Consider the following 24,700-nt stretch of genomic DNA (forward strand, 5'->3'; position numbering starts at 1 on the left):
CGTGAAGGACGGGGGTAAGAAAATGTCCGCACCTGATCTGTCATTGCTGGGTAAGCGCCGTTTCGCGCCATTGTTCGTGGTTCAGTTCCTGGGCGCCTTCAACGATAATCTGTTGAAGTTCGCGCTGTTGTTCCTCGCCAATTTCGGCCTGTACCGGGCCGAGCCGGACAAGGCGGAGATGCTGGCGACCATCGCCACGGGCCTGTTCATCCTGCCCTATTTCCTCTTTTCCGCGCTGGCCGGCCAATTGGCCGACGCCTGGGACAAGGCGAAACTGGTGCGAGCGGTGAAGGCGGCGGAAATCATCATCATGACCCTCGCCGTCACGGGCTTCTGGCTGGAATCGGTGCCGCTGCTGCTGTCCTGCCTGTTCCTGATGGGACTGCATTCGACCATCTTCGGGCCCGTCAAATTCTCCATCCTGCCACAGCATCTGCATACCGATGAGATCATGGGCGGCACCGGCCTGATCGAGGCGGGAACATTCCTCGCGATATTGAGCGGACAGTTGCTGGCCGGCGTGATCCCGCCCTGGGAAGCGGGATTGGTGGCGGTGGGGCTGGCGACGCTGGGCTTCCTGGCCAGCCTTGCGATTCCCTCGGCACCGACCGTGGTGCCTGGCCTGCGGATCGAGCGGAACATCTTCAAGAGCACCTGGCATATATTGAAGGCGGCGCGGCACGGGCGCGGCGTGTGGCTGTCGATCCTGGGCATCAGCTGGTTCTTCGCCGTGGGCGCGGTGTTGCTAGCCGAGTTCGCTCCGCTGGTGAGCGGCGTGCTGAAGGCGAAGCAGGAGGTCGCGACCTTTTTCCTGCTGATCTTCTCGATCAGCGTGGCGCTGGGGTCGATGCTGGTGAACCGGCTGCTCGGCGGGCAGGTGTCTGCGCGCTTCGTGCCGGTGTCCGCGCTGACGCTGGCCGGATTCATGATCGACCTGTGGCTGTCGACCAGTTCCTATGCGCCCGCGCATTCGGGCGCGGGCATCACGCAATTCGTGGCATCGCCGGGAAGCTGGCGGATCATGGCCGACCTCACCGGCATCGCCTTTTCAGGCGGCATGTTCATCGTGCCGCTCTATGCGATCCTTCAGACGCATAGCCCGCGCGAAGAACGATCGCGCACCATTGCGGCCAACAATATCGTCAATGCGGCGGTCACGGTGGCGGTCGTCACGGCGGTGACGGCGATGCTGGCGCGGGGCGAGAGCGTGCCCGGCGTGATCGGGGTGATGGGCTTTGCAACCCTGGCAGTGGCGCTGATCAGCTGCTGGCTGCTGCCGGAAACGGTGATCAAGGCCATAGTGCGCGGGATGCTGCGGCTATGCTATCGGGTGCAGGTGGTGGGAGCCGAGAATATGCCCGGCGCGGGCGAACCGGCCGTCGTCGTGGTCAACCATGTGTCCTTCCTCGACGGCCTGCTGCTGGCCGCCTTCCTGCCGGGCAAGCCGACCTTTGCGGTGCACACGCGGATTGCCAGGGCGTGGTGGGTAAAGCCGTTCCTCTCGCTGTTCGACGCCTTTCCAGTCGATCCGACCAATCCGCTGTCGGCCAAGGCGATGGTGAAGGCTGTGCGCGAAGGACGGACGCTGGTGATCTTTCCGGAGGGGAGGATCACCGTCACCGGGGCCTTGATGAAAGTGTTCGACGGCCCCGGCATGGTCGCGGACAAGGCCGATGCGCCGATCATTCCAGTGCGGATCGACGGCGCGCAATTCACGCCCTTCTCGCGCCTCAGAGGCAAGGTCCGGCTGCGGCGCTTTCCCAGGATCACGCTTACCGTTCTGCCGCCGCGCCGTTTCGCCATAGAGGGCGAAATGACGGCGCGGGCACGGCGCGCGATCGCCGGTCGGCGGCTCTATGACGAGATGAGCCAGATGATGTTCGCGACGTCCGACACGGACAGGACCTTGTTCGAAGCGCTGCTGGAGGCGAGCCACGTGCATGGGCGCGGATCCCCCATCGTCGAGGATGTGAAGCGCGATCCGCTGACCTACGGGCGGCTCATGACCGGATCGCTTGTGCTGGGCCGTATCCTGGCACGATCGACGCGACAGGGCGAGGCGGTCGGCGTGCTGTTGCCCAATGTGGCGGGGGTAGCCGTGGCCTTCTTCGCCTTGCAGGCCGGCGGACGGGTGCCGGCGATGCTGAACTTCACCGCCGGGCTGGCCAATCTGAAAGCCGCCTGCATGGCGGCCGGCATTCGGACGGTGATGACGGCACGAACATTTGTCGAGCAGGGCAAGCTGGGCGACATCGTCGCGGGGCTGGAGGCTGAAGGGATCACCTTCCTCTGGCTGGAGGATGTGGCGGCAGGCATCGGCCCCGGCGCAAAGCTGCGCGGCCTGATCGCCAGCCGTTTCGCCGGGCGGGCGCACAGGCGGCTCAAGGTTTCGCCGGACGATGCGGCGGTGATCCTCTTCACCAGCGGATCGGAGGGCCTGCCCAAGGGCGTCGTGCTGACGCATCGCAATCTTTTGTCCAACTGCCGGCAATTGGCGGCCAGGATCGACTTCAACTCCGCCGATGTGGTGTTGAATGCCCTGCCGGTGTTCCACAGTTTCGGCCTGACCGGGGGCACTTTGCTGCCGATCTTCCACGGGGTTAAGACGCTGCTTTATCCCAGCCCGCTGCATTACCGGATCGTCCCGGCGCTCGCCTATGACGCCAATGCGACCATCCTGTTCGGCACTGACACCTTCCTGTCGGGCTATGCGCGAATGGCGCATGGCTATGACTTCTATTCGCTGCGCTACATCTTTGCCGGCGCCGAACGGGTGCGGGACGAGACGCGCAAAATCTATGCCGAGAAATTCGGATTGCGCATCCTGGAGGGCTATGGCGCGACGGAGGCGGGGCCGGTGATCGCCGTCAACACGCCGATGCATTTCCGCGCCGGGTCTGTCGGCCGGCTGCTGCCGGGGATCGAAGCGCAGCTGGACGATGTGCCGGGGATCGAGGAAGGCGGCCGGCTTTCGATCCGGGGGCCGAACATCATGGCGGGCTATATGAAGGCGGATGCGCCGGGCGTGCTGCAACCGCCGGAGGAGGGCTGGCACGATACCGGCGACATCGTGACCATCGACGACCAGGGATTCGTGACGATCCGGGGACGAGCGAAGCGCTTTGCCAAGATCGGGGGCGAGATGATCTCCCTGCCTGCTGTGGAGGGCTATGCCTCGGCCATATGGCCGGACGCGGATCATGCGGTGGTGACGCGGCCCGATGCGCGCAAGGGGGAGCAACTGGTGCTGTTCACCACTGCGCAGGACGCGAAGGCGGCGGCATTGCAGGCGTGGGGCAAGGCGAATGGTGTGGCGGAGCTGGCGTTGCCGCGCGATATCAGGGTGCTGGACGCGCTGCCACTGCTCGGAACCGGGAAGACGGACTATGCGTCCATGACGCAGATGGCGGCCGGGTAGGAAGAGATCCATCCCTGTCGACGACGCGTGGGGAGAAATCGGATGGTGGAACGGCCTTCGCGATTGATGCGGCGCCTGCTGGTCGGGAAGGTGCGGGGCGTGTTTCACGACAGCGCGGCGGGTCAGGCCCCGGTAGTCGCGTCGGACCAGGCGCTCTATCCCCCGGGCGCTGTGATCCGGCGGGTGCATGGCGATGTCACCAGCATGATGATCGGCGGCGTCAGCGCATTGCTGCTCCAGATGCTGCATCCCGCGGCGCTCGCGGGCATATGGGACCACAGCCGGTTTCGCGATGACATGCTGGGCCGATTGAGGCGGACGGCGCGCTTCATTGCCGTGACCACCTATGCCGAACGGGCGGAAGCGGAGGCAGAGATCCTGCGGGTGCGCAGGGTGCATGAGCATGTGCGCGGAACGCTCCCCGACGGGACGGCTTATGCCGCAGGCGATCCGTGGCTGCTTGCCTGGGTGCATGTTTGCGAGGCGACGAGCTTTCTCGACGCTTGGATGGCCTATGGCGAACCGTTCATGCCGCTGGCGGAACAGGATCGCTATTTCGCGGAGGCCGCGCTCGTGGCGCGGGCTTTGGGCGCCGATCCGGTGCCAGAGAGCCGGGCGGAGGCCAGAGCATTGATGACGCGCTTCCGCAGCGAACTTGCCGTGACGCCGCGCACGCGGGAGGTGGCCCGGATCGTGCTGCGGCAGCCGGCACCCTCCCTGGGGTTGATGCCGGCGCAGGCGATGATGATGCAGGCGGCCGTGACGCTGCTCCCCGGATGGGCGAGGCGGATGCATGGTTTTTCCATGCCTGCTCTTGCACGGCCGCTGGTTCGGGCCAGCGCCTTCGCGCTGGCGGGGACGATGCGATGGGCGTTCAAAGCGGAGAGGTAACGTTTCAGATTTTCGCGCCTGGTGATCAAGATATTTCATTTTGAAGGAATAATGGCGACAAACTGAAACCCGTTTTCTCTTCGAAGCTGCGATAAGATGCGCATGGCATATGTGATGGACCGCTCCGCAGACCTTCTGCACCGGACAATCCAGGGTTGTGGCCAGGGTTGTGGCCAGGATTATGCAGGGGCTGAAATAGCATGTTGATGCAGGAATCGGTGGCGGACCGCGAAATTTTCAGCCGTCTGGCGATCCAGCCTCCTGACGCGCTGCTGGGCCTGATCGGCCTGTATCGCGCGGACAGGCGGCCGGGGAAGATTGATCTGGGCGTCGGCGTGTTCCGGGATGATGCCGGTCGGACGCCGGTAATGCGTGCGGTGAAGGCGGGTGAGGCGAAGCTGCTGCGGGACCAGGAGAGTAAATCCTATCTGGGCGCCGAGGGTGACATCCGCTTTGTCGAATTGCTCGCGGAGGTGGCTTTCGGAGCCGGCGCGGATCGGCCGGTCGGGATCCAGACGCCCGGCGGCACCGGGGCTTTGCGGCTGGGCGCGGAACTGATCGCGCGCAGCAGACCCGACGCGACGGTATGGATCGGGACGCCGACCTGGCCCAATCATGCGCCGATCTTTCGGGAGGCGGGGATGATGACCCGCACGCACCGTTTCTACGACGTGGCGAGCGCCGCGATCGATTTCGACGGCATGATAGAGGATCTGCGCGAAGCCAAGGCGGGCGACGTGCTGTTGCTGCACGGCTGCTGCCATAACCCGACCGGAGCGGACCTCAACAGCGCGCAATGGCAGGAAATTGGCCTGCTTTGCGCGCGCCGGGCGCTGGTGCCGTTCATCGACCTCGCCTATCAGGGACTGGGCGATGGGCTGGAGGCCGATGCGGCGGGAATGCGCGGCCTGCTCGACATGTTGCCGGAGGCGCTGGTCGCCTATAGCTGCGACAAGAATTTCGGGCTGTATCGGGAGCGTGTAGGCGCGCTGTGGGTGCAATCCGGTGCGGCGGAACTGGTGCGCAGCAACATGCTGGCGCTGGCGCGGTCGCTCTGGTCGATGCCGCCGGATCATGGCGCGGCGGTGACGAGACTGGTGCTGGAGGATGACGCGCTGCGCGCCGATTGGGTGTCGGAACTCGATGCAATGCGGGCGCGCATCAACGAACTGCGCTCGGTGCTGGCGGCAAGTCATCCCCGGTTGGCGGCCATAGGCGATCAGCGTGGCATGTTTGCGCTATTGCCCCTGACGCCAGAGGCCGTTGATGCACTGCGCCGTGACCATGGCATCTACATGGCCGGCAATGGACGCATCAATATTGCCGGCCTCACGCTGGAAACCGTTCCTGCTTTCGTTGCGGCCCTTGCATCCTATCTGTAATCGACGGCCAGAGCGGATCGAGGAGTTCGTCAGTCGATAGCAGTTGAGGATATAGTTTAGCCCGTTTTGGACTTAATATATCCCCATCGGCTACCTCTTGCGTGATCCAAGCCCGCAAAACGCTGATTTGCAATCCGCCGACCGCATATCCCCGCGCCAATACTTTTCACCGTAACGGTTGCTTCTTTCATGCCCTGACAACAGCACTAGGGCTATGAATTTTCCAGTTGAAGCGTTTTGCGTTCACGCAAGGTGCTGCTGGGGGAAAGCAATGCGTCTGGGTTCCAAGGCCAAGCTGACGATCGCCGTCGGGCTGACTGCCGCTGCGGCTTTTCTGGCGCTGGGCGTTCGGGAATTGCGCAATAGCTCCGCCGCAGCGGCGCAGGGTCCGGCCGCGCCCATCAGGGCGGCTGCGCCTGTCCTGATGGTGCAGGCGGCCCGCCCGATCCGGACCGGTGAAACGATCACGGCGGCGATGATCCGCAACGCGGCGGGCGATCCGGCGCGCTATCCCTATGCGGCGACATCGACTGAGGTGGTGGGCAAGGTCGCGACGCGGGACATAGGCTTGCATGCGCTGATCGCCCGCGATGCGGTCGGGATGGAGAGCAAGCTTGCCACCCGCGTACCGATGGGGATGCGCGCCGTCAGCATCGACACCACGGCGGAGATTGCCGTGGCCGGTCTGATCCGGCCTGGCGATCGGGTCGATGTGCAGGTCGTCTATCCCGGTGCCGACGCGATCAGCGGGGCGCGCGGATCGGGACGCAGCCGGGCGCAGGCCTTGCTCCAGATGGTGCAGATACTGGCCGTTGGCGAGGTGGTGGTGGGAACGCAGCAGTCATCGGGGGCCGATGGTGCCGAGGGCGCTCTCTCCTCCCCTCCCCCACCCGCGCGGACCGTGACGCTCGCCCTGACGCCGGAACAGGTGTCCCTCCTTTCGCTGGCGAAGAATACGGGGGCGCTGACGCTGTCGCTGCGCAATCCGGCGGACAGCGCGCAGGTCGCGGTTGCCGTGGCGGCTTCGAGGGGTCCCGATCCAACAGCGGTGCAGGCGCCCCCGCCCATAGTGGCTGCACCCGCGCCCCGCGCGACAGCGCGTCCGGCGCCTCACGCCATCGAACTCGTCATGGGCAACCGGCGCGAGACCATCTATTCCGGGAGCGCCGCCAAGTGAGGATTTTGGGCTGTTGCGGGTTGGCGGCGATCGCGCTAGGCCTGCCCATGCAGGGCGCCGCGCAGACGGCGTTGCAAGTGAAGGAGCAGCGCACCCTCTCCTACCCCCGCGCCATCGGGCGGGTCGAGGTCGACCGGGAGGGTGTCTTATCGATCACCGCGCCCTCTTCGCGCTCGCTGCGGCTCACGGCGATCGGCGAAGGCGCGGCGACCGTCAGCGTCTATGGCGGCGATGGCGGGTTGATGGCGCGGGAGCCGGTCAGCGTCACGCCCGATGCGGCGGCGAGTGCGCCGATTGTCCGGGCGGGCGAGCAGGTGGTGGCGGTGGACGTACAGTTCGCGGCCGTCTCTGCGACGACGCTCAAGGCGCTCGGCTTCAACTTCTCCAAGCTTTCAGGCGATATCCAGGGGGCTATCGTTTCGCCCAGCAGTCTGGGGAGCGCTTCGTTCAATCCCGATGGGCTGGCGCTGGAGGCGAGCGCGCCGATCCAGAACGCCTTCAACCTGTTCCTTTCGGCGCCCAATCGAGGGATCGGGGCGGTGTTGAGTGCCCTGTCCTCCAATGGACTGTCGCAACTATTGGCGCAGCCGACCTTGCTCGTACGCTCCGGCGAGCAGGCGAGTTTCCTGGCGGGCGGTGAATTTCCGGTGCCGGTTCCGCAGGTTTCGGGATCGGGCAATAGTTTGTCCATCCAGTATAAGGAATTTGGCGTGCGGTTGTCGGTGACGCCCTTCGTGTTGTCGAAGGACCATATCGTGCTGAAGATCGCGCCGGAAGTCAGCGAACTCGACTATAATAATGGCGTGCAGTTGCAGGGCTATGTCGTGCCGGGACTGCGGCGGCGGTCGGCCGAGACGACGGTCGAACTGGGCAGCGGGCAGAGCTTCGTGATCGCGGGGCTCAGCTATTCCAGCCAGACGGTGACGACGGAAAAGACGCCCTTCCTGGGCGATATCCCCGTGCTCGGGGCCTTCTTCAAGCGGCAACAGAACCAGAAGGAGAAGCAGGAGCTGATCATCGTCGCCACGCCCCGGCTGGTGGGGCCGGTGAAGCCGGAGGAGTTGCCGCCCCTGCCCGGCGCGGCAACAGCAGGGATCGACCCCGGCATAGGCGACATGATCCTGGCGACGGACGGGCTGGACCAGACCAATATGCCCTTCGGCGTCGTGAGGCGCTGAGATGGCCAGGATCCTTCTGCTGTCGGTCGACCGCATGCTGGCACAGCGCATCGAGGACGCTGCGGGCGGGCGCGTACCAGTCGAACTGGTGCAATCGGTGGAACGAGAGGCGCTGGATGGGCCGGGGCTGATCATTATCGACCGTGCCGCCATCCCGCCCGATCGCGCCCTGTCGGTTGCGATCGGCGCCGTGGTGTCGAGCGCGGAGGGTCGGCCCGTGCTGCTCGCCACCGACGAGATGGAGGCCGAGCCCTTGCTGCGCGCCATTCGGGCCGGCGTGCATGATGTTGTTCCGCGCAACGGAGAAAAAGGGGAGATCGCCCCCATATTGGCGCGTCTTTTGAATGAGGCGGCGGTGGATCAGGGTAGCCGGGGGCGGTTGACGCTGCTGCTGGGTGCGGATCGCGATGCGTGCGCGATGGTGGCGACGGACATGGCCATTGCCATGGCGGGACAGGGATCGACGCTGCTGATCGACTGCACCCTGCCGACGAGCGCGGCGGCGACCTATCTGGACCTGGGCGTCGACTATGGGCTGGCTTCCGCGATCAGCGATATGGACCGGCTGGACGCCAGCCTGCTCGCCAGCACGGTGGCGCGGCATGGACCCAGCGGATTGATGCTGTTGACCTTCGACGGGGGGACTGGCGCCGAACCTGCGGGACTGACACCGGGCGACCTGGCGGCGCTCATCCGGCTGCTGCGGGGCTGTTGCAGCCATGTCGTGCTGAATGCGGGAAGCCTGCGCCATGGCGGGCTGCTGCGCGAGGTGGTGGCGGAGGCGAGCCAGGTGGAACTGCTGTGCGGCCAGTCGATCCGGGAGATCGAGGCGTGTCGCCGATTGCTGGACAGGATTGGGACGGAACGCGAGCGGATAGAGGCAATGCGGCTGCTGGTGTGGGATCATCTGCCCGGCGTGCTGCTCGACGCGCGGCGCATGGCGGATGCGCTGGGCGTCGGCGCGGCGATGGCGCTGCCCATCGACCGGGCGCGGATCCGCAATGCGCTGAACGCGGGCCGGCCATTGGCGATGGAGGCGGATGGCGGGACCTATATGGCGACGATCCGACGGGTTTGCGGGGTGACGTCGAAGGCCGGCGGGATCGACCGGCTGCGGGGGGCGATGCTGCGTATCGTCCAGCGTGCATCATGAGCCTGCTGACCGGCGAAGAGGCCTTCATTCCTGCGCGGGAGGTGCGGATCATGCCCGTCGCGCAGCCCGCGGCACAGCGGATGAGCGACATCTATCAGCTTGCCAAGGCGCAGACCTGCGCCCAGTTGATCGAGCAACTGGAAGCGCGCGGGGACACGGCTGAGACCTTGGGTCCGAGAGCGCTGCGCGAGGAGATCGAGCAGATCATCGCCAGCCGCAGCCGCCGGGGGCAAATGGCGCTCAACAGCGCGGAGCGGCTGCTGCTGATCGAGGATGTGGAGGACGAGGTGGCGGGCATGGGTCCGCTTGCGCCGCTGCTGCGCGATGCGGGCGTGGACGACATCATCGTCAACGGCCCGGGACATATCTATGCCGAGCGGGGCGGGTTGCTGGAGAAGGTCGAGACGCGGTTTCGCGACGACGCCCACCTCATGAACGTCATCCAGCGGATCGTCGGACCGATCGGCCGCCGGGTAGATGAGGCCAGTCCCTATGTCGACGCGCGCCTGGCTGACGGGTCGCGGGTGAATATCGTCATTCCGCCGGTGGCGCTGGACGGGCCGACGCTGTCGATCCGCAAGTTCCGGTTGCAGAGCATGACGATCGAGGACTGCGTCGCCAATCAGGTGATGAGTGCGGACATGGCGGAATATCTGAGCGCGGCGGTACGGTCCCGGCTGAATATCCTGATCTGTGGCGGGACCGGCGCGGGCAAGACGACTTTGCTGAACATGCTGTCGTCCTTCATCGGGGATCGCGAGCGACTGATCACCATCGAGGACGCCGCCGAACTGCAGTTGCGGCAGAGCCATGTGGTGCGGCTGGAGACACGGCCGCCGACAGTCGACGGCAGCCGGGAAGTGAGCAGCCGCGAACTGGTACGCAATGCGCTGCGGATGCGGCCCGACCGGATCATCCTGGGCGAGGTGCGCGGGGTCGAGGCGGTCGAGATGTTGCAGGCCATGTCGACCGGGCATGACGGGTCGATGGCAACGCTGCACGGCAATAGCCCCAGGGACGCCTTTGCCCGGCTGGAGATGCTGCTGGGCTTTGCCGGGGTACAGAGCGATGTGCGGGCGATCCGGCGCTTCATCGCCAACAGCGTGCATGTGGTGGTGCAGCTGCAGCGGCTTTCCAACGGCAGCCGACGGGTCATGTCGGTCAGCGAGGTGACGGGGCTGGAGGGCGACGCCTATTCGCTCAACGAACTTTTCGCCTTTCAGGAGCAGCCGGCCCTGTCGGGACTGGGCGAGTTCCGGACATTGTCGCTGCGGCCCCATTTCCTGCCAAGGCTGCGTGATTACAGGAGCGGCCGATCGTGCTGAGCGGGGCCGCCTACCTTCTGCTGTCGCTGCTGATCATAGCCGGGATTGGCTGGCAACTGCTGGCCGAACAAGCGCGGCAGCGGGCAGTGATCGACCGCCGGTTGGGACCGGCCTTGTCCGCCGCGCCGCCACGCGCCGCGGCGCTGACGGTGCCCGACCGGATAGCGCCCCTGCTGGCGCGGGCCCAGATCGAGTTCACGACGCGGGCGGTGGGGATGGCGGGCGGCCTGCTGCTTCTGATCGCGCTGTCCGCGCTGCTTGCGGCGGGGCCGGTGGCTGCGCTGGCGGTGATGGCGGGCGTGCCGACGGCGCTGCTCGGTTGGGTGCGCCGGCGGGCGCAGCGGCGCGTCGAAGCACTGATCGAGGCGCTGCCCTATTATATCGACGCCGTGCGACAGATGCAGGCGGTCGGCAATTCCCTGGCGCAGGCGCTGGAACGGGCGCTGGCCGATGCGCCCGCCGTGGTGCAAAGCTATATCGCGCCGGTCGCAAGACGGCTGGAACTGGGCGCATCGGTGGCCGACGCCATGCAGATGCTCGCGGAGCGGCTGCGCGTTCCTGAAATATCGATGCTCGCCGCCGCGATCCGCACGAACATGCGTTATGGCGGGTCGATTTCCACGGTACTGCTGAACCTGGCCAACATCCTGCGCGAGCGCATCCGCATCAAGCGCGAGCTGAAAGCCGCCATCTCCGAGGCGAAGATCAGCGGACGGGTGCTGATCGTCATGCCGCTGGTGGCAATGGCCGCGCTGGTGGCGATGAACCCGGATTATATCGACTTCTTCCTGCGCGATCCGCGCGGGCATCGGCTGGCCATCGTCGCCATGGTCCTGCAGGGGCTGGGCATGCTGGTGATGCGGCGGGTGATGAGGCTCACCTTCTGATGGGCGCGCTGTTGCTTTTCTGCGCGGCACTGGGCGTCCTGTGCGCCGTAATGGGCATGCGGATGCTGCTGGCCGACCAGCGGCTGGAAGCGCGGCTGGGCATGGCAGGGGATCGGCCCGGCTTTCGCCTCCCCGCGGCCTTCACCGCGCGCGGACGGGACCGATCGGAGATCGCTGACAAGCTGATGCTGGCAGGGTTTCAGGATGCAAGGGCTGCGGACCGTTTCGTCTGGGCGCGCATGGCGACGACCGTCGGCGCGGGGCTGGCAGCGATGCTGGCTTCGCGGATTGGCTGGGGCGGCTTGTTTGCCCAACCCCTGCTGATCGTCATTGCCACCGGCCTCGCCTATGTCGGGGCAAAGCAGGCGATCCACCTGCTCGCGGCGCGGCGAGCGCGGGCGATCATGGCGGAATTTCCCTTCCTGCTCGACCTGATGCTGATGATGCTGGAAAGCGGCATTTCGCTCGACCAGTGCTTTCGCTCCATCGCCCGCGACGAAGCCATTGCGGTGCCGCACCATGCACGGCTGGTGGCGATGCTGGTGGCCGATCTCGACCGGGGCATGCGCTATGATCAGGCGCTGGATCGCTGGGCAGCGCGGGTGGCGGTGAATGGGGCAAGGGAACTGGCCGCCCTCTTCCGTCAGGCTCTGTTCCAGGGGGTCGAACTGGCCCCTGCCCTGCGCGAATTCGTGCGGGAATTTACCCAGCGCCGCGTCGCCCGCGCGCGGGAGGCGATGGGCGGCATCACCGTGCGCATGGTGGTGCTGATGATCCTGTTCTTCATGCCCGCCCTGTTCGTGGTGCTGGGCGGGCCGCCGGTGGTGGCGATCTTCGATACTTTGCGTGGAGTGTCGCAATGAGGCGTTTCATGCTGGCCGCAATGCTGATGGCGGCGGTGCCCGTGCAGGCGCAGGAAACGCCAGACACGCGGGGACTTTATCTGCAACTCATCCATCAGGCGCGGGCGGACGGTCGGCCGCGGGCGGCACTGGCCTATCTCGACGATTTCGAGCGCCGCTATCCCGGCGATACGGAGGCCCGGCTGCTGCGGGTCAACAGCCTGATCGACCTGGGACAGATCGATGCGGCGGAGGCGGTGTCCTTGCCGCCTGAAACCACCGGCGGCGACGTCAGCGCGGTGCGCGGACATCTGCTGGCGGCGCGGAGTCGATGGGGCGAAGCGGCGGCCTGCTATGAACAGGCGAGCCGGTCGAGCCCGGCCGATCCGCTGCTGCGCAACGCACTGGGCTATGCGCTGTTGCGGTCCGGGCGGGTCGGCGCGGCGATAGAGGCGTTGCGTGGGGCAAGTGATCTGGCGCCGCAAATGGCGGTGGTCCGCAACAATCTGCTGCTGGCGCTGATGGTGGGCGGGCGACGCGATGAGGCGGAGGCTGCATTGCGTCGGTCCGGCGACGGCGCGCTGCGGCAAGAACTGGCAGCGGAAGCGGCACGGATCGGCAAGGGGGTTGAGAAATGATGGCGCTGTTACTGATGATGTCCACGACAACGCCAACATCCGCGACAACGCCGGTGCCGGCTGGCGAAGCACGGCAGGTCGTCGAGGCGCAGCTGAAGGCACCGGCACGCGAGGATGCCCTGCTGTCGGCGGAGGAGGCCGCGCTCATCCGGCAGCGATATCTGGAGTCGATTGGGCGGCAACTCGATCGGGCGGCGGATGCGGCGCGATGATCCCGTGGAGTTGGTCGATCAGAGCCACCATCCGATCCGAGTTATCGCGATTTTCTGGTCTCTTTCCGACGCCTTTGTGGGAGCAGCTATCCTGTTGGGCGCAGGTTCGCTCGCTGCTTGGCGACCAATCCGCCGCCGTCGCGCCAATGGTCGCTGCGCTGGGGGCGGTGTTGATCGGCGCGGTCGGATTCGCGCTGGATGCAGGGCTTTATTATGTGAGCGAGCGCGATCTGCGCGCCGCGACCGATGCGGCCGCGTTGGCTGCGGCGCAGAACCCGGCTCAGGCAGCGGCACGCGCGCGGGATAGCCTCAGCCGCAACGGATATGACCCCGCCATTCTCCGCTCGGTCGAATTGGGCCGCTATTGCGCCGATGCCGCGCTTGGTGCCGCGCAACGCTTCGACGCCAGCATGGCGCTTTGCCCCGGCAATGGGCGGGTCAACGCCGTGCGCATCCGCACCGGCAAGCCGGCGCGACAGTTCCTGATGCGCGTGCTGGGTCCGGCCAATCCCCTGCCCGACCTGTCCGCCACTGCCACGGCAGCGCGCATCGACGAGGCCGGCATCGGCATCAGCTCCGGCGTACTGACCGTCACCAATGCGCTGGTGAACAGCGTCAATGACCTGCTGGGCGCGCTGCTGGGCCTCAAGCTGCGCCTCTCCACAGCCGATGTGGAGGCGCTGATGGCGAGCGATATCGATGCCGGCCTTTTCTTCGACGCGCTGGCGCGGCGGGTCGGGGAAAGCGGCACCTATGGCGCGCTCACGGCCCGCACCGTGGGGCTTGGCGACCTGCTGGCCGCCGCGGCCAGTGCCGCAGACGACAGCGCCACCGCCGCCGCCCTCACCCTGCTCGCCGGGCAGGTCGGCAATGGCTATGCGGTACCGCTTAACGGCTTGTTCGGCCTTGGCGTGTGGAAGAACATGCCGGTCGGCGGCGCAGACGAAAAACCCGCTCTGCGCGCCGGCATCAATGCCTATCAACTCTTTTCCTACGCCGTTCAGGCGGGCAACGGCGCGGTGGACCTGTCGGACGCGGTCGGCACCGTCGCGCCGGGCAGCAGCGTCCTGCTGGCGGCAATGGCGACAGGGCCGATGGACCGGCCACGCTTTTCCTTTGGCCCAGTGGGCGAAACCCATGTTTCCACCTCCGCATTACGGCTGCAACTGGATGTCGGGATCAGGAATGTCAGCCTGCTCGGCGCTTCGTTGATCTCCGTCAACCTGCCGGTCACCATCGACATCGCGGCGGCCCAAGGGCAGGTCAGCGCCATCGATTGCCCCGATACGGCCGAACAGGCGCGCGACACGCGGGTGACGGTCCAGGCCAACAGCGGCCTCGTCAACGCCTATATCGGCGCGTTGCCGGCCGGTGCCATGACGCGGCCGATGCCGCCCCTTTCGGTCGCCGATCTGCGCCCGGTCCGGATCGTCAATGTCCTGGGTCTCATCACGGTGGACAGCCGCGCCGTGGCGCAGCCGGTCATGGGCGCGAGCGGCGCGATCATCTTCGGTCCCGGCGGACAGGGCAGCATAGGCCGCCCCGGATCGCCCGGTACGCCTGCCAGCATCGGCAATGAGGCGCAGGTCGGGCCGCTGCTGACCTCACTGGTGGGCAGCCTTGGCGGACAGGACGGATTGCAGATCAATCTGTTGGGCGCATGTCTGCCGCTTGTCTGCGACACGACCAGGGCGCTGGCACGATCACAATTGTTGAGCGCGGTAGTTAATCCGGTCGCCGGGCTGGTCGGCACCACCATCGATCCTCTGGTCACCAACCTGCTTGCAGCGCTGGGCATCCAGCTTGGCCATGCCACGCTCTGGGCGACCGGCGCGCGCTGCGGAGTGCCGGTGCTGGTGTGAGTCTTACGGCGGCGCGCGGTTCCCCCCGTCGCGCGCAGCCGGTCATTTGCCGAGGGGATAGGAGGACTAGGATGAACAAGTTTCTGGGTTCGCTGATCGCGAAACTGGCGCGGGATGAAAAGGGCCTGACGGCGGTCGAATATGCCGTTCTGGGCGCCGTGGTGGTCGCGGCCATCGTTGCGGTGGGCACCAATTTCCGCACGCAGCTCGGCGCCGCCTTCACGACGATGTTCAACAGCATCCCATCAAGCTGATCGCCATGCGAAAACGACAGCTGCGGACATGCGAGCAGGGGCTGGCGGCGCTGGAATTTGCACTGCTGGCTCCTGCCTTGCTCATGCTAGTCTTCGCGGTCGTGCTTTATTCCTTTTATTTCGCCGCCCTGATGGGCGTGCGCCATGCAGCGATCGAGGGCGCCCGCGCCGCTGTTGCCGGCCTTTCCACAGCGGAGCGTACGGCGCTGGCGCAGGATCGGGCACAGGCGATGATCAGCGGATACGGCACCTTGCTCGCGGCAGGGGGCGGGCCGGTCGTCACGGCCGTGCCGGATGCGACCGGCACCTTCCGGGTGCGTGTGAGCTACAATATGAGCGGCAGTCCGATGATGCGCTATGCAGCCTTTGTGCCCATGCCCTCTCCCACTGTCAGCGCCAGCGTCATCGTCACGAACGGAAGCTATTGAAGGGCGGGCTCTAACCTGTGTTAGCGGCCTTGCTCTTTGGCCCGCCGATCAGGAACCAGCGCTGCCGCGCGACGATTGCATGGGGTCACGCTCACGAACAAAGGAGTCTCCCATGCCCGTCATCGACAGGATCGTCGCCGCCGTCACTCCGCCGGAATCGGAAGAGGACCGCGCCCGTGGAAGAGAGAAAGCGCGGGCGGCCGCGACGGCGGGAGACTGGCTCGCTACGACAGCAGCCTTTAGGCGCAGGTCGGACCGGCTTGGGGCAGGTCCGGCAGAACCGGCCTGCCCCACAACATCCGTCACAAAGATTACCGGGCGTTCAGTCCGCCGGCGGCCGGGGCGGCGCCGCGCTCTTGAAGTGCACGGGCGGGCCAGGGACATTGGGATTTCCCTCGACGGCGTTCGCGTCCGAAGCCCAGGATGCAAGGATCGCGCGTTTCACCTCAGGCTCCATCTGGGGGTGATCGACCTTTTCAAAGGGTCCATGAAAATGGGAGAGGGACATGGGCTTGCCTCCTTTCTTCCAATCCTCTCTACCTTTCGGCGGTAGCCGCCAAACGACAAATTAAAGAAGGAAAAGCACTGTTCAAGAGCGCGGCACGCCTTCAGCTTTCTTGGCGCTGCCAAAAGAAGAAGGCGGGAATAGCGGGCTGCGTCGGCCGCGACATGCCCCGTTGGCCTGGCGCCGGATGACGGCGCAGAAGCTGACAAAGGCCGTCTGCCCAAGTCCAAGTGATCATCCCACCAGGAGGCAGGAAAGCGCACCTGGGGGACAGATATTGCGTATACGCAACGCCGGTCATCGTGCCGAAAGCGGATCGCTATACTATGGCGGAACCGCCGCGGGCCGCGACGATTGTCTCGCGCAGCCGTGCCAATAGTTCGTCCAGATCCGCATCATGAGCGATGCTGAGGTCGATTGTCAGGCACCCACTTCGACCGGGCCTGGCGCAGCCGATGCGCGATCCACCCGCGACAATCGTCATGTCGCGCGCTTCCTCCACGGGTTGCGGCATGGCCGCCTTGCGCAAGCGGGCAAGAACCGTCGCGGGCGAAATCATGCGGCCGCCTTCACGCGCCAGCGCCCCTTGCTGCCCTCCAATATACTGGGCTTCGGCAATCATGCGTGCCCGCTGGTCAGGACGGCGCAACAGCGGCGTCAGTATTTCCGAATAACGCACCCGAAGTTCATCCTTGGTGGCGAATGCGTCAACCACTTCCACGGGCAATTGCGCCAGGGCAAGCAGCCGGCTCAGCTGGCTGTTGGACAGGCTGAGCGCTTCGGCCATACGGGACTGCACCCCGCCGTAGAAGCGCTCGACCGCATGCTGATAGCTGCGCGCCCGGTCCAGTTCGCTGATATCCGACCGCTCGCGATTTTCGATGTCGGCCAGGCGGAAGGCTTCCTCGTCCGACAGGTCGACCACCAGAGCCGACAGCCGAATTTCCGGCCGCCCATTATGGTTGAGCCAGTCCACCGCGAAACGGCGGCGGCTGCCGACCAGAAGCTGATAGGTCCGGTCCGAACCCGGTGGATTGAGACGCACGAGGACGGGGATGCGATTACCCCCCTCGCTGGCGATGGAATCGATGAGCGACCGGCAGCCGTCCGCCGTCAGTCCCGGCTGGTCGCGCGGATTGCCGTCCCAGACTGAACATTCGTCCGGCTGGATCAAAATCGTGCCCCGCGATCCCGGCGCCCTGTCCGCGAACGGAGCAAGCCGCTGGTCGAGGCGGCTGAGCTCCTCCTCATCGGCCGCGCCCTTGTCGGCTGGTTCTTGGGCCAGGGTCGCCAGAATGTCGCGTATGAAGCGTGCCATGATTCACTTCCTTTGCGTGAGCTGGCCTACGCAATAGCGATATAGGCACGGTTGTGGGCCGGAATCGGGTTCGTTTCGGATCAATCACGCATTGCGTTGAAACGGATGCAGATCACGCGCTCCAAGCTTTTCCTGCCACATCATGACCAGTGGAAAGCCCGTTCCCACTTGTTCCGCTCTAGAAGCGCCGCCCCACGGTCAGCGTCGCCGCGTGGACATGGCGGTCGGAACTGAACTCGCCCGCATAGCCGAGACGGATCGTGGTGCGATTATTCCATGTTGCGCTGACCCCGGCATTCACCAATCCTGCATCTCGCGCCAGCCGCGTGGGAAGCAGCGTAAAAATCGGCAGGTCACGAGTGGCGAAACGCGCCTCGATCCGACTGTCGGGATGGCTGCGCAGCTCGCGCTGCCATTGTGCCTCGACCGAGGGCCTGAGCGTCCAGCCGCCTTGCATCACCGTGGCGGAGATGCGCCCGCCCAACCCGCTACGAAGCGATTTCGTGCGGAAGGCAGCAACCTCCAGAGCGGCGGGTCCGCCATTTTCGACGAAGCCACTGACATCCGCATAACGATAGTGCAAACCGGCAAAGGGCTGTATCCGGACAGCGCCGGATCGCAGCATCACCCCGGCCTCGCCCGAAGCGCCCCAGCCGTCGCCATCGACCGGCGCCACCATTTGTCCGGTGAAACCCGCCCAGCCGACTTGGCGCCTGAGCTTGTATTCCGAGAGCGTATAAACAGCCGTCGCATCGGCATAGAAGTGGCCGTCACTATAGCTGGCATAAGAGCCGATCTGGCTGTTGAACTGGCTGATGCGCGGGCGCTGCGCCGGACCAAGTCGTGCGTCGATGCCGTCGATGCCCAGGGTTGCGCCGACGATCAGGCCGGCGACGGGCTTCACATCGACGGCGAAGCGCAGCGACCGACTGTCGGACTCCGCTACGGGGCGATCGATACGCGCCTTATAGCTCGCCTGCTTTATCCCGCCGCTCAACATCATGGTAATGGTTCGGTCGCCGCGCACCGGAATATCGGCCGGCGCGTCGATGGCGACGCTGCGCCGCTCGGCCAGCCAGGAGCGGATATCCCGGTCGGCGGCGTCCATGGACTGGATCGACAGGCGGGGCAGCAGGGAATAGCTGCGCGGCGAAAGCTGACCCAGCGCATCGGCCCGCGCCGCAGCCGTGGGCAGGGCATCGATCGACGCAAGCATGGCTGAGCGGTCGCTGCCGGGCGCGACCGTCGCGGCGTCCAGCGTCATCCCGACTGCGGCTTCGCCTGGCGTTACGGCATAGGGCGTATAGGGACCGGCCATGGCGGGTTGGCCATAAAGCATCAGTAATGCCGCAGCGCCTTCGATAAGGCGCCGAACGGAGAAGAGGCGGGTGAGCAAGATGAGATTTCCCTTTTTGACGAAGTCATTTTTTGCGTGAACGCAAAGTCCACCGAGCTGCGTTCGAATGGGTTTGAGGAGGCAGTGCGCCCACTGCCTCCTCGCCCCCGCCCTACCCCGGGGGCTATTTGGGGGAGAGCATCGTCGGCGCGCGGTCCGTCATGCATGAGGACCATGGCGGACCGCGACGCCGCATCAGTTACTGCCCCCGAGCAACCCACCGAGCAGGCCGGTCACCGGCGCCGTGGCAGAACCCGATCCTGTCACCGGCGCGACGACGCCGTTCAACAGGCCGGTGACGGGTGCCAGGGCATTGCCGGCAGTTCCCTCCCCTGCCCCCAGCAAGCCGTTGACCACGCCGGTCACGGGAGCGAGCGGGGTAGCGCTTCCTGTTCCGGGCAGCGCGGGAGCCAGGCTGTTGACAGTGTCGAGCAACGGCGCGGCGACGCTATCGGCTGTGCTGGTGACGGTTGCGACCACTGGGGCAACGCCACCGACAACTTGATCGACCGTGCTTTGCGCCTGCGGCCCCAGAAGCCCCCCCGCCAGATTGCCGACCGGTTGCAATCCCGCCTGCACCCCGGCTGCAGTAGTGGGGACAGCGACGTCGACCAGATTGCCTTGGGTGAGGACATCGACCGTCGCCAGCTGCCCGGCAACCGCGCCGCCATCCGACGGCAGGAGATTGACACCAACCAACGTGCCTGCAGTGGAAGCACCCGTCAGCACATTGCCACCGACATTCGCGCCGACCAGCGGTGCGTTCAGCCCAGTAGCGGGGTCGCCGCCGACACCGCCCAGAGCGCCGGTCAGGCCGCCCACCGCGGTTTCCACCAGCCCCGTCACCGGGGAGAGGACGCCATTACCGCCCACCAGCGGGCCGGCAATGGGCGAGAGCGCCCCGTTGACCGTGTCCAGCACGGGCGTGGTGAGCTGGCTGACGGTCGAGGTGACAGCCGCAACCGTCGGGGAAAGGCCATCGGTAAGCTGAGTCACGGCCTCCCCGGCTGGCGCGCCAAGCAGGCTTCCGGCGAGCGTGCCCACCGGCGCAAGCCCCTGCTGAACGCCCTGGGACGTGGTCGGCAGGGTGACTTGCGCAACGGTGCCGTCGCCCGTCAGCAGATCGACCGTGGCCAGGTTGCCAGTCGCCGGAGTCTCGCCGGGAAGGACATTGACGCCGATCAGCGACCCCGGGCCGGTTGGGCCAACCACCGGCAGATTGCCGATGGATGCCCCGATGATTGATCCACTGCCGGTCGGGCTGGTGGGACCAGAAGATCCCGTTGGACCACCAGGTCCAGTGGGCCCACCAGGGCCGCTCGGTCCGGTCGGACCGGACGGGCCGGTGGGGCCTTCTGGACCTGTGGGACTGGTGGGACCTGTGGGACCGCCAGGGCCAGAGGGTCCGCCGGGACCGGTTGGTCCGCTTGGGCCAGATGGATTGGTCGGACCTGTCGGGCCGCTGGGACCAGTGGGAGACGGACCGCCGCCCGCCCCCACGTCGAAGCCCACGCCGTCGGCGCAGGCGCTGAGCAAAAGAAGAGGTATCGCCGTGGCGCACAGCAAATAATGCCGTCCCGAACGGACCGATCCATAACGTGGCATTGCAAGACTCCCTGTTTTCCTGCGAGCAGATCGCAACGGGAGCAAGTTAAGCGGGGCAGTCCTTATCGCCGCGTCAAGAAGAAACCAGTCTGGTTATAACAGTTCACACTGCCCGAATGCGCCCCGATCCACCGCGCAAAAGCATGCTGCCGCATGCGCAAAGCCTTCGTAAACATGAGTCAATCGCTGAATTTTAGCGCTTTTATGGGCTTCCAAAAAAGCCCTTCGCCCGCAAGGGTGGGGTTGAGGCAAGCAAATCTCCTTCCCTGGCTTTTCTTCCGATATGGTTCATTCTTCCTGCAGGGCGAGGATCGATCATAGAGCGGGTTTCGATCTGATTGAATCAGTTCGCCGCTCTGGTTTCCTTGTTTGCCGCGATTTCTTGACCAGCGATCGGTTCCGATCGTTTGGAAATCGCTCTAGGGGTCGTAAATGCGTCGGTCGCACGCATCCCGCCCGCGCCAGATCATCGCCTACGGTTCTTCGCTTGGGGACAAAATGCTGATCGAACCGTCAGCGACGACTCATCGCCATCTGCGCCCTTCGATCCAACTCACCAGGCTGCGACGCACGCCCTTGGTTACGGGCAGGACGCGATGCTGGAGGAAGGATGGAAAGATCAGCATGCTGCCGCGTGGCGCAAAATTGACGCCGGGCTGCTGAAGGCCGAAAAATTCGAAGGCGCCACCCTCATACTGCTCCGGGTCGGACAACTGCACCACGACCGAAAGCTTACGGTCAAAGGGACGGGAGGATTCCAGCCATACATCCTGATGCCAGTCATATTTGCCCTGAGCCCGCCCATGATATTCCGTATACTGCAGCTCATAGGGCCCCATGATGTCGACCCCGAAATTGGTGCGGTTGGAAGATTGAACGAACTGCATCAGCCGATCGACAATGTCCTTGTCGCGATGAATATCCAGCCAGCTTATGGTCGACGACCGATAGCCATGGTCGCTGCGCACCGCCTGCGCAAAGCCAACAGTCGCACTTTCCGGCTGGTAAAGTGCCGCGCGCTTGATGATCGCATCGCATTCCGCCCCGGTCAGGGCCGAGGGCCATAGCTCCCACACATTGTTCATTGTCCTGCTTCCCGCTTTTTGTTTTTGCGTATTCGCAAAAAGAACGGATCAAAAAGCCCGCCCTATCCCGAAGAAAAAACGCGCCTTGTCGCTATAGGCCGGATCGGGCCGCTTGACCGGCACGGCCATTTCCGCGCTGACCCGCCATTTCGGTCCCAGGCCCAGCCGCACCCCGCCGCCGGCAGATGCAAGGCTGTAGTCGCGTGCCGCAAGGCGGTAGGCCGGCCGCGCCGTCCCATGTGCCAGCGCACCGTCGACCGCGATGAACAACGCGCTGGCCTTCAGCAAGGGCGACCGGGCGGGCAGCGACCATGAGAGTTCCGCGCTGCCGGCAAGGGCCTGTTCCGCCGTCAGCGTTCCAGTGCGGAAAGCCATGCCGGCGCCACGGCCGCCCAGCGGAAAGCGCTCCGTTACCGGAAGACGATCTTTCGAATATTGGCCCTTGATCGAAGTTCTGAGACTGAGTTTGCCGCTGATCCCCTTCACCGCGACGGCCTGAACATTGACCTTGGTGAAGCCGGTTTCGGAAAAGCCGGCAAAGGGTCTGGCGCCCAATGCGTCGATACCCTGGCTGATGACTGAGGAAATCGCATAGCCGTTCGTCGCGTCGGCGCGGGACCAGGAAGCACCCAGGCGCAGCGCCCGCGATCGATAATCCCCGAAGCGGATATCGAGGAAATAATTGTCGCTATCGATGCCGTCGATGGATGCGGTGAGGGAAAGTTGGGTCTTCGTCGATCGAACAACGGGATAGTTGAGCGTAAGGCCCGCCAGTGTCGCCTTGCCGCTAATCATGCTTCCGCGTGACCGGCTCTCGACATGAGCGGCCTGCGCAGCCAGGGTCAGGCCGTCGCTGCCGATCGGCGTGCTGTGACTAAGCGAATAATATTGGTAGCGGTCGGGGTAGAATGGCAGATAGCCGGCAATGCGCGTGCTGTCGCCTTCGCGGACAAGGCCGTTGATCGTGACAGACATCTGCGCCTGCACGCCCTGCACGACGTTGCTGACCCCACTATTGTCGATCGTCAGCCCGATCTGCACCTGCTTGCGCTTGACGATAAGGTCGATCAGAAGGTCGCCGGGCGCGCCCGACTGCCGCAGCCGCGCATCGACCGTCTGCCCCGGAATGTCGCGCAGCAAAGCCAATGTTCGCTCCAGAAGGCTCTTGCGCAGCGGCGCGTCGCGCATCAGCCGACGCATATGTGCGGCGATAAGCCGGGCGGGCGCGCTGGGCGACATGCCCGCGAGACGATAATCCTTCACCCGTCCCTCGACCAGACGAACGGTCAATATGCCGCCGCCCGGCACCTGGGGTGGTATGGAGACGGAATAGAAAGCAATGTCGCTCTTCGCATAAGTCGCACTGATCGCATTGGCGATGCCCTGCAGGGTCTCGCCGGTCAGCGGCCGTCCGATATAGGATGAGGTGGCGGCATCGAGACGGGCCGTGGGCAGCGTCGTTCCGCTGTAGCGCAGGCGCGTCAACAGGATCTGGGAAGCGGAGGAAGCTCCGGGCGCCACCTGGACCGAGGGCGCAGGTTGCGGCGTGGCGACAGGCGTGGGGACGACCTGGGGTTCGAGCCGGTCTGTGCGGTCGCGATCAATAATCGGGGCTGCGCTCTGCTGACCCGGCGCGGTATCCTGCGCGACCGCGGGAACCGCCAGCATCAGCCCCAGGCCCCACGCGACCGCGCGTGCCGTGCGTCTGCGCCACCCTATCCCCGCCATCATCCGCCGCCACATCGTTCCGCACCATTTCCGCCACCAAGGGGCGGCCGCACAGCAGGATGGGCGAAAACGACCTGCCGTTCATCCGCAACAGGGACCGGATCGGTTGTATCGGCAAGTCTTTGTAAAAGACCCTCTGGGAACGAAGGCCGCGCCTTGGGCGATCCCCACCCGACGCGGCGCTGAACGGGCGCGCGGCAATTGCGACCATTTTGGCGGAACGGCCGTCTGTAGCCCTCTTTCCCAAGCGAAATGCCCGTTCCGGCATCCACATTGTAACAAGCCGGAGGAGTCGCCACGGACGGATAAATGCGGCCCAACCGCTCGCGCCGGCATGATTTTGACGTCTGAAAGCGTCAATAACGCGATTTTACTGCCGATTTTCGCCGGTTACCGATCGCAAAGGGGCTAGTTGAGCGCGCAGAGACAGGTTAAGACCAGCCGTCCACGAAAGGGAGATCATCATGAACAATACTGAACTCGCCGAAGCACTGGCCGCCGACCATGGACTGACCAAGGCCGACGCGCGCAAATATGTCGATGGCATATTTTCCACCATCGCCGGTGCTGCTGCTAAGGGCGAGGAAGTTTCGCTGAACGGATTTGGCAAGTTCAAGGTCAAGGACCAGCCAGCTCGCGAAGGTCGCAATCCGTCGACCGGCGCCGCTATCCAGATTGCCGCTTCCAAGAAGCTGACCTTCACCCCGGCCAAGGCCGTGAAGGACCAGTTGAACGGCTGAAGACGATCCTGGCGGCCGCATCCGGTCGCCGATCAAGTCTCCGTCGAAACATGATCGGAAGTTTTTGGTCCCAGATGGCGGACCGCATCTTCCTTTTATGAAATGGCGCGCACTGCCTTATTGGCGGGCGCGCCATTTTCACAGGAGCCTGCCTTTCCTCGTGAACTGACGAGCTGTCCAGCACATGATATGAGACCCGGACATGCCGGCCGTCACGACGCTGTTTCTGCAATTCCCGAGGCCCCTCTCAGCACTCCGTCCCACCGTGTCGCGACGGGTTGCTGCCCGCGGCTTCGTATTTGCCGTTGCAGACGTAGCGCCTTTGGGCGTCGTTCGGGCATCCTCTCTCAAAGTCCGCGGGCGGGTCGAAAGCTTGCATTTTATACAGGAAACAGCTTTCATACTATGGGATCTTATCTTGCATTGATCGAGCATTGATAGCCGGCACGCGAATATAGAATCTTGTCCGTCATCCTTGTACCAACATCTTATTTGCGAGACGTGGCCGCCAAAGGACCGATGAAGACAGCGGTTCATTGATGGAAACCCCTTCATCAAGTGTGCCATGTCGAGACAAATTGGAGTTGTTTAGCCGCGCTCGATAGCCCGTGTCTGTGCTGTCAAGTCGATTCGGATTTACATTTCACGCAAAACCGCGCAAAAGGCCGCTTCTATT

21 protein-coding genes are annotated in these 24,700 nt (G+C 65.0%); 15 read left to right on the forward strand and 6 right to left on the reverse strand.

What is annotated here, in order from left to right:
• The first annotated feature begins 22 nt into the window (after window positions 1-22).
• The 14 genes from MRBLMC3_RS22345 to MRBLMC3_RS22410 all read left to right on the forward strand — a co-directional run bounded on the left by MRBLMC3_RS22345 (window position 23) and on the right by MRBLMC3_RS22410 (window position 15,647).
• Window positions 23-3,418, forward strand: a complete 3,396-nt coding sequence (locus MRBLMC3_RS22345) for an acyl-[ACP]--phospholipid O-acyltransferase (RefSeq protein ID WP_363832481.1) — start codon at window positions 23-25, stop codon at window positions 3,416-3,418.
• A 45-nt stretch (window positions 3,419-3,463) separates the two neighbouring features.
• Window positions 3,464-4,309, forward strand: coding sequence for an oxygenase MpaB family protein (locus tag MRBLMC3_RS22350; protein WP_363832704.1), 846 nt, complete (start codon window positions 3,464-3,466; stop codon window positions 4,307-4,309).
• A 200-nt stretch (window positions 4,310-4,509) separates the two neighbouring features.
• Window positions 4,510-5,691 (forward strand): amino acid aminotransferase, encoded by a 1,182-nt coding sequence (locus tag MRBLMC3_RS22355; RefSeq protein WP_363736821.1) that lies wholly within the window; start codon window positions 4,510-4,512, stop codon window positions 5,689-5,691.
• Window positions 5,692-5,962: 271 nt separating this feature from the next.
• A complete protein-coding gene (gene cpaB, locus MRBLMC3_RS22360; RefSeq protein WP_363832483.1) occupies window positions 5,963-6,868 on the forward strand; it encodes a Flp pilus assembly protein CpaB in 906 nt (301 codons plus the stop codon).
• Between the two features lie 20 nt (window positions 6,869-6,888).
• The gene (locus MRBLMC3_RS22365) at window positions 6,889-8,046 is read left to right on the forward strand and encodes a type II and III secretion system protein family protein (protein WP_363736903.1); all 1,158 of its coding nucleotides are present in this window, start codon (window positions 6,889-6,891) and stop codon (window positions 8,044-8,046) included.
• Between the two features lies 1 nt (window position 8,047).
• Window positions 8,048-9,199: an AAA family ATPase gene (locus MRBLMC3_RS22370; RefSeq protein WP_363736817.1), complete on the forward strand. Its 1,152-nt coding sequence runs from the start codon at window positions 8,048-8,050 to the stop codon at window positions 9,197-9,199.
• A complete protein-coding gene (locus MRBLMC3_RS22375) occupies window positions 9,196-10,524 on the forward strand; it encodes a CpaF family protein (RefSeq protein ID WP_363832486.1) in 1,329 nt (442 codons plus the stop codon). The genes MRBLMC3_RS22370 and MRBLMC3_RS22375 overlap by 4 nt, the downstream gene beginning before the upstream one ends.
• Window positions 10,518-11,411: a type II secretion system F family protein gene (locus MRBLMC3_RS22380; RefSeq protein ID WP_363832489.1), complete on the forward strand. Its 894-nt coding sequence runs from the start codon at window positions 10,518-10,520 to the stop codon at window positions 11,409-11,411. The genes MRBLMC3_RS22375 and MRBLMC3_RS22380 overlap by 7 nt, the downstream gene beginning before the upstream one ends.
• Window positions 11,411-12,274 (forward strand): type II secretion system F family protein, encoded by an 864-nt coding sequence (locus MRBLMC3_RS22385; RefSeq protein ID WP_363832492.1) that lies wholly within the window; start codon window positions 11,411-11,413, stop codon window positions 12,272-12,274. The genes MRBLMC3_RS22380 and MRBLMC3_RS22385 overlap by 1 nt, the downstream gene beginning before the upstream one ends.
• A gap of 8 nt (window positions 12,275-12,282) precedes the next feature.
• Window positions 12,283-12,891, forward strand: coding sequence for a tetratricopeptide repeat protein (locus MRBLMC3_RS22390; RefSeq protein ID WP_363832706.1), 609 nt, complete (start codon window positions 12,283-12,285; stop codon window positions 12,889-12,891).
• Window positions 12,888-13,103, forward strand: coding sequence for a hypothetical protein (locus MRBLMC3_RS22395; protein ID WP_363832494.1), 216 nt, complete (start codon window positions 12,888-12,890; stop codon window positions 13,101-13,103). The genes MRBLMC3_RS22390 and MRBLMC3_RS22395 overlap by 4 nt, the downstream gene beginning before the upstream one ends.
• On the forward strand, window positions 13,100-14,965 hold the full coding sequence (locus MRBLMC3_RS22400) for a TadG family pilus assembly protein (protein WP_363832497.1): 1,866 nt from the start codon (window positions 13,100-13,102) through the stop codon (window positions 14,963-14,965). The genes MRBLMC3_RS22395 and MRBLMC3_RS22400 overlap by 4 nt, the downstream gene beginning before the upstream one ends.
• Window positions 14,966-15,036: 71 nt before the next feature.
• Window positions 15,037-15,219 carry a Flp family type IVb pilin gene (locus MRBLMC3_RS22405; protein WP_066562160.1) on the forward strand — a complete coding sequence of 61 codons (183 nt, stop codon included), beginning with the start codon at window positions 15,037-15,039 and terminating at the stop codon, window positions 15,217-15,219.
• A gap of 5 nt (window positions 15,220-15,224) precedes the next feature.
• On the forward strand, window positions 15,225-15,647 hold the full coding sequence (locus MRBLMC3_RS22410; RefSeq protein WP_363832500.1) for a TadE/TadG family type IV pilus assembly protein: 423 nt from the start codon (window positions 15,225-15,227) through the stop codon (window positions 15,645-15,647).
• A gap of 322 nt (window positions 15,648-15,969) precedes the next feature.
• Here MRBLMC3_RS22410 and MRBLMC3_RS22415 read toward each other — a convergent pair whose 3' ends face one another.
• From MRBLMC3_RS22415 to MRBLMC3_RS22440, 6 genes are all read right to left on the reverse strand, one after another.
• Window positions 15,970-16,155 carry a hypothetical protein gene (locus MRBLMC3_RS22415; RefSeq protein ID WP_363832503.1) on the reverse strand — a complete coding sequence of 62 codons (186 nt, stop codon included), beginning with the start codon at window positions 16,153-16,155 and terminating at the stop codon, window positions 15,970-15,972.
• Between the two features lie 316 nt (window positions 16,156-16,471).
• Entirely contained in the window at window positions 16,472-17,470 is a 999-nt protein-coding gene (locus tag MRBLMC3_RS22420) for a ParB/RepB/Spo0J family partition protein (protein WP_363832506.1), read from the reverse strand.
• A gap of 178 nt (window positions 17,471-17,648) precedes the next feature.
• Entirely contained in the window at window positions 17,649-18,866 is a 1,218-nt protein-coding gene (locus MRBLMC3_RS22425; RefSeq protein WP_363832509.1) for an autotransporter outer membrane beta-barrel domain-containing protein, read from the reverse strand.
• A gap of 195 nt (window positions 18,867-19,061) precedes the next feature.
• Window positions 19,062-20,078, reverse strand: coding sequence for a hypothetical protein (locus tag MRBLMC3_RS22430; RefSeq protein WP_363832512.1), 1,017 nt, complete (start codon window positions 20,076-20,078; stop codon window positions 19,062-19,064).
• Window positions 20,079-20,995: 917 nt separating this feature from the next.
• Complete coding sequence (locus MRBLMC3_RS22435) at window positions 20,996-21,556, reverse strand: 2OG-Fe(II) oxygenase (protein ID WP_363832514.1); 561 nt, start codon at window positions 21,554-21,556, stop codon at window positions 20,996-20,998.
• A 48-nt stretch (window positions 21,557-21,604) separates the two neighbouring features.
• Window positions 21,605-23,299 carry a ShlB/FhaC/HecB family hemolysin secretion/activation protein gene (locus MRBLMC3_RS22440; RefSeq protein WP_363832517.1) on the reverse strand — a complete coding sequence of 565 codons (1,695 nt, stop codon included), beginning with the start codon at window positions 23,297-23,299 and terminating at the stop codon, window positions 21,605-21,607.
• Between the two features lie 449 nt (window positions 23,300-23,748).
• On the opposite strand from MRBLMC3_RS22440, the gene MRBLMC3_RS22445 reads away from it, so the two are divergent.
• Entirely contained in the window at window positions 23,749-24,024 is a 276-nt protein-coding gene (locus MRBLMC3_RS22445) for an HU family DNA-binding protein (protein WP_363736793.1), read from the forward strand.
• The last annotated feature ends 676 nt before the right edge of the window (window positions 24,025-24,700 follow it).

The sequence above is a fragment of the Sphingobium sp. LMC3-1-1.1 genome (genome assembly GCF_040676285.1).
Taxonomy (GTDB): Bacteria; Pseudomonadota; Alphaproteobacteria; order Sphingomonadales; family Sphingomonadaceae; genus Sphingobium.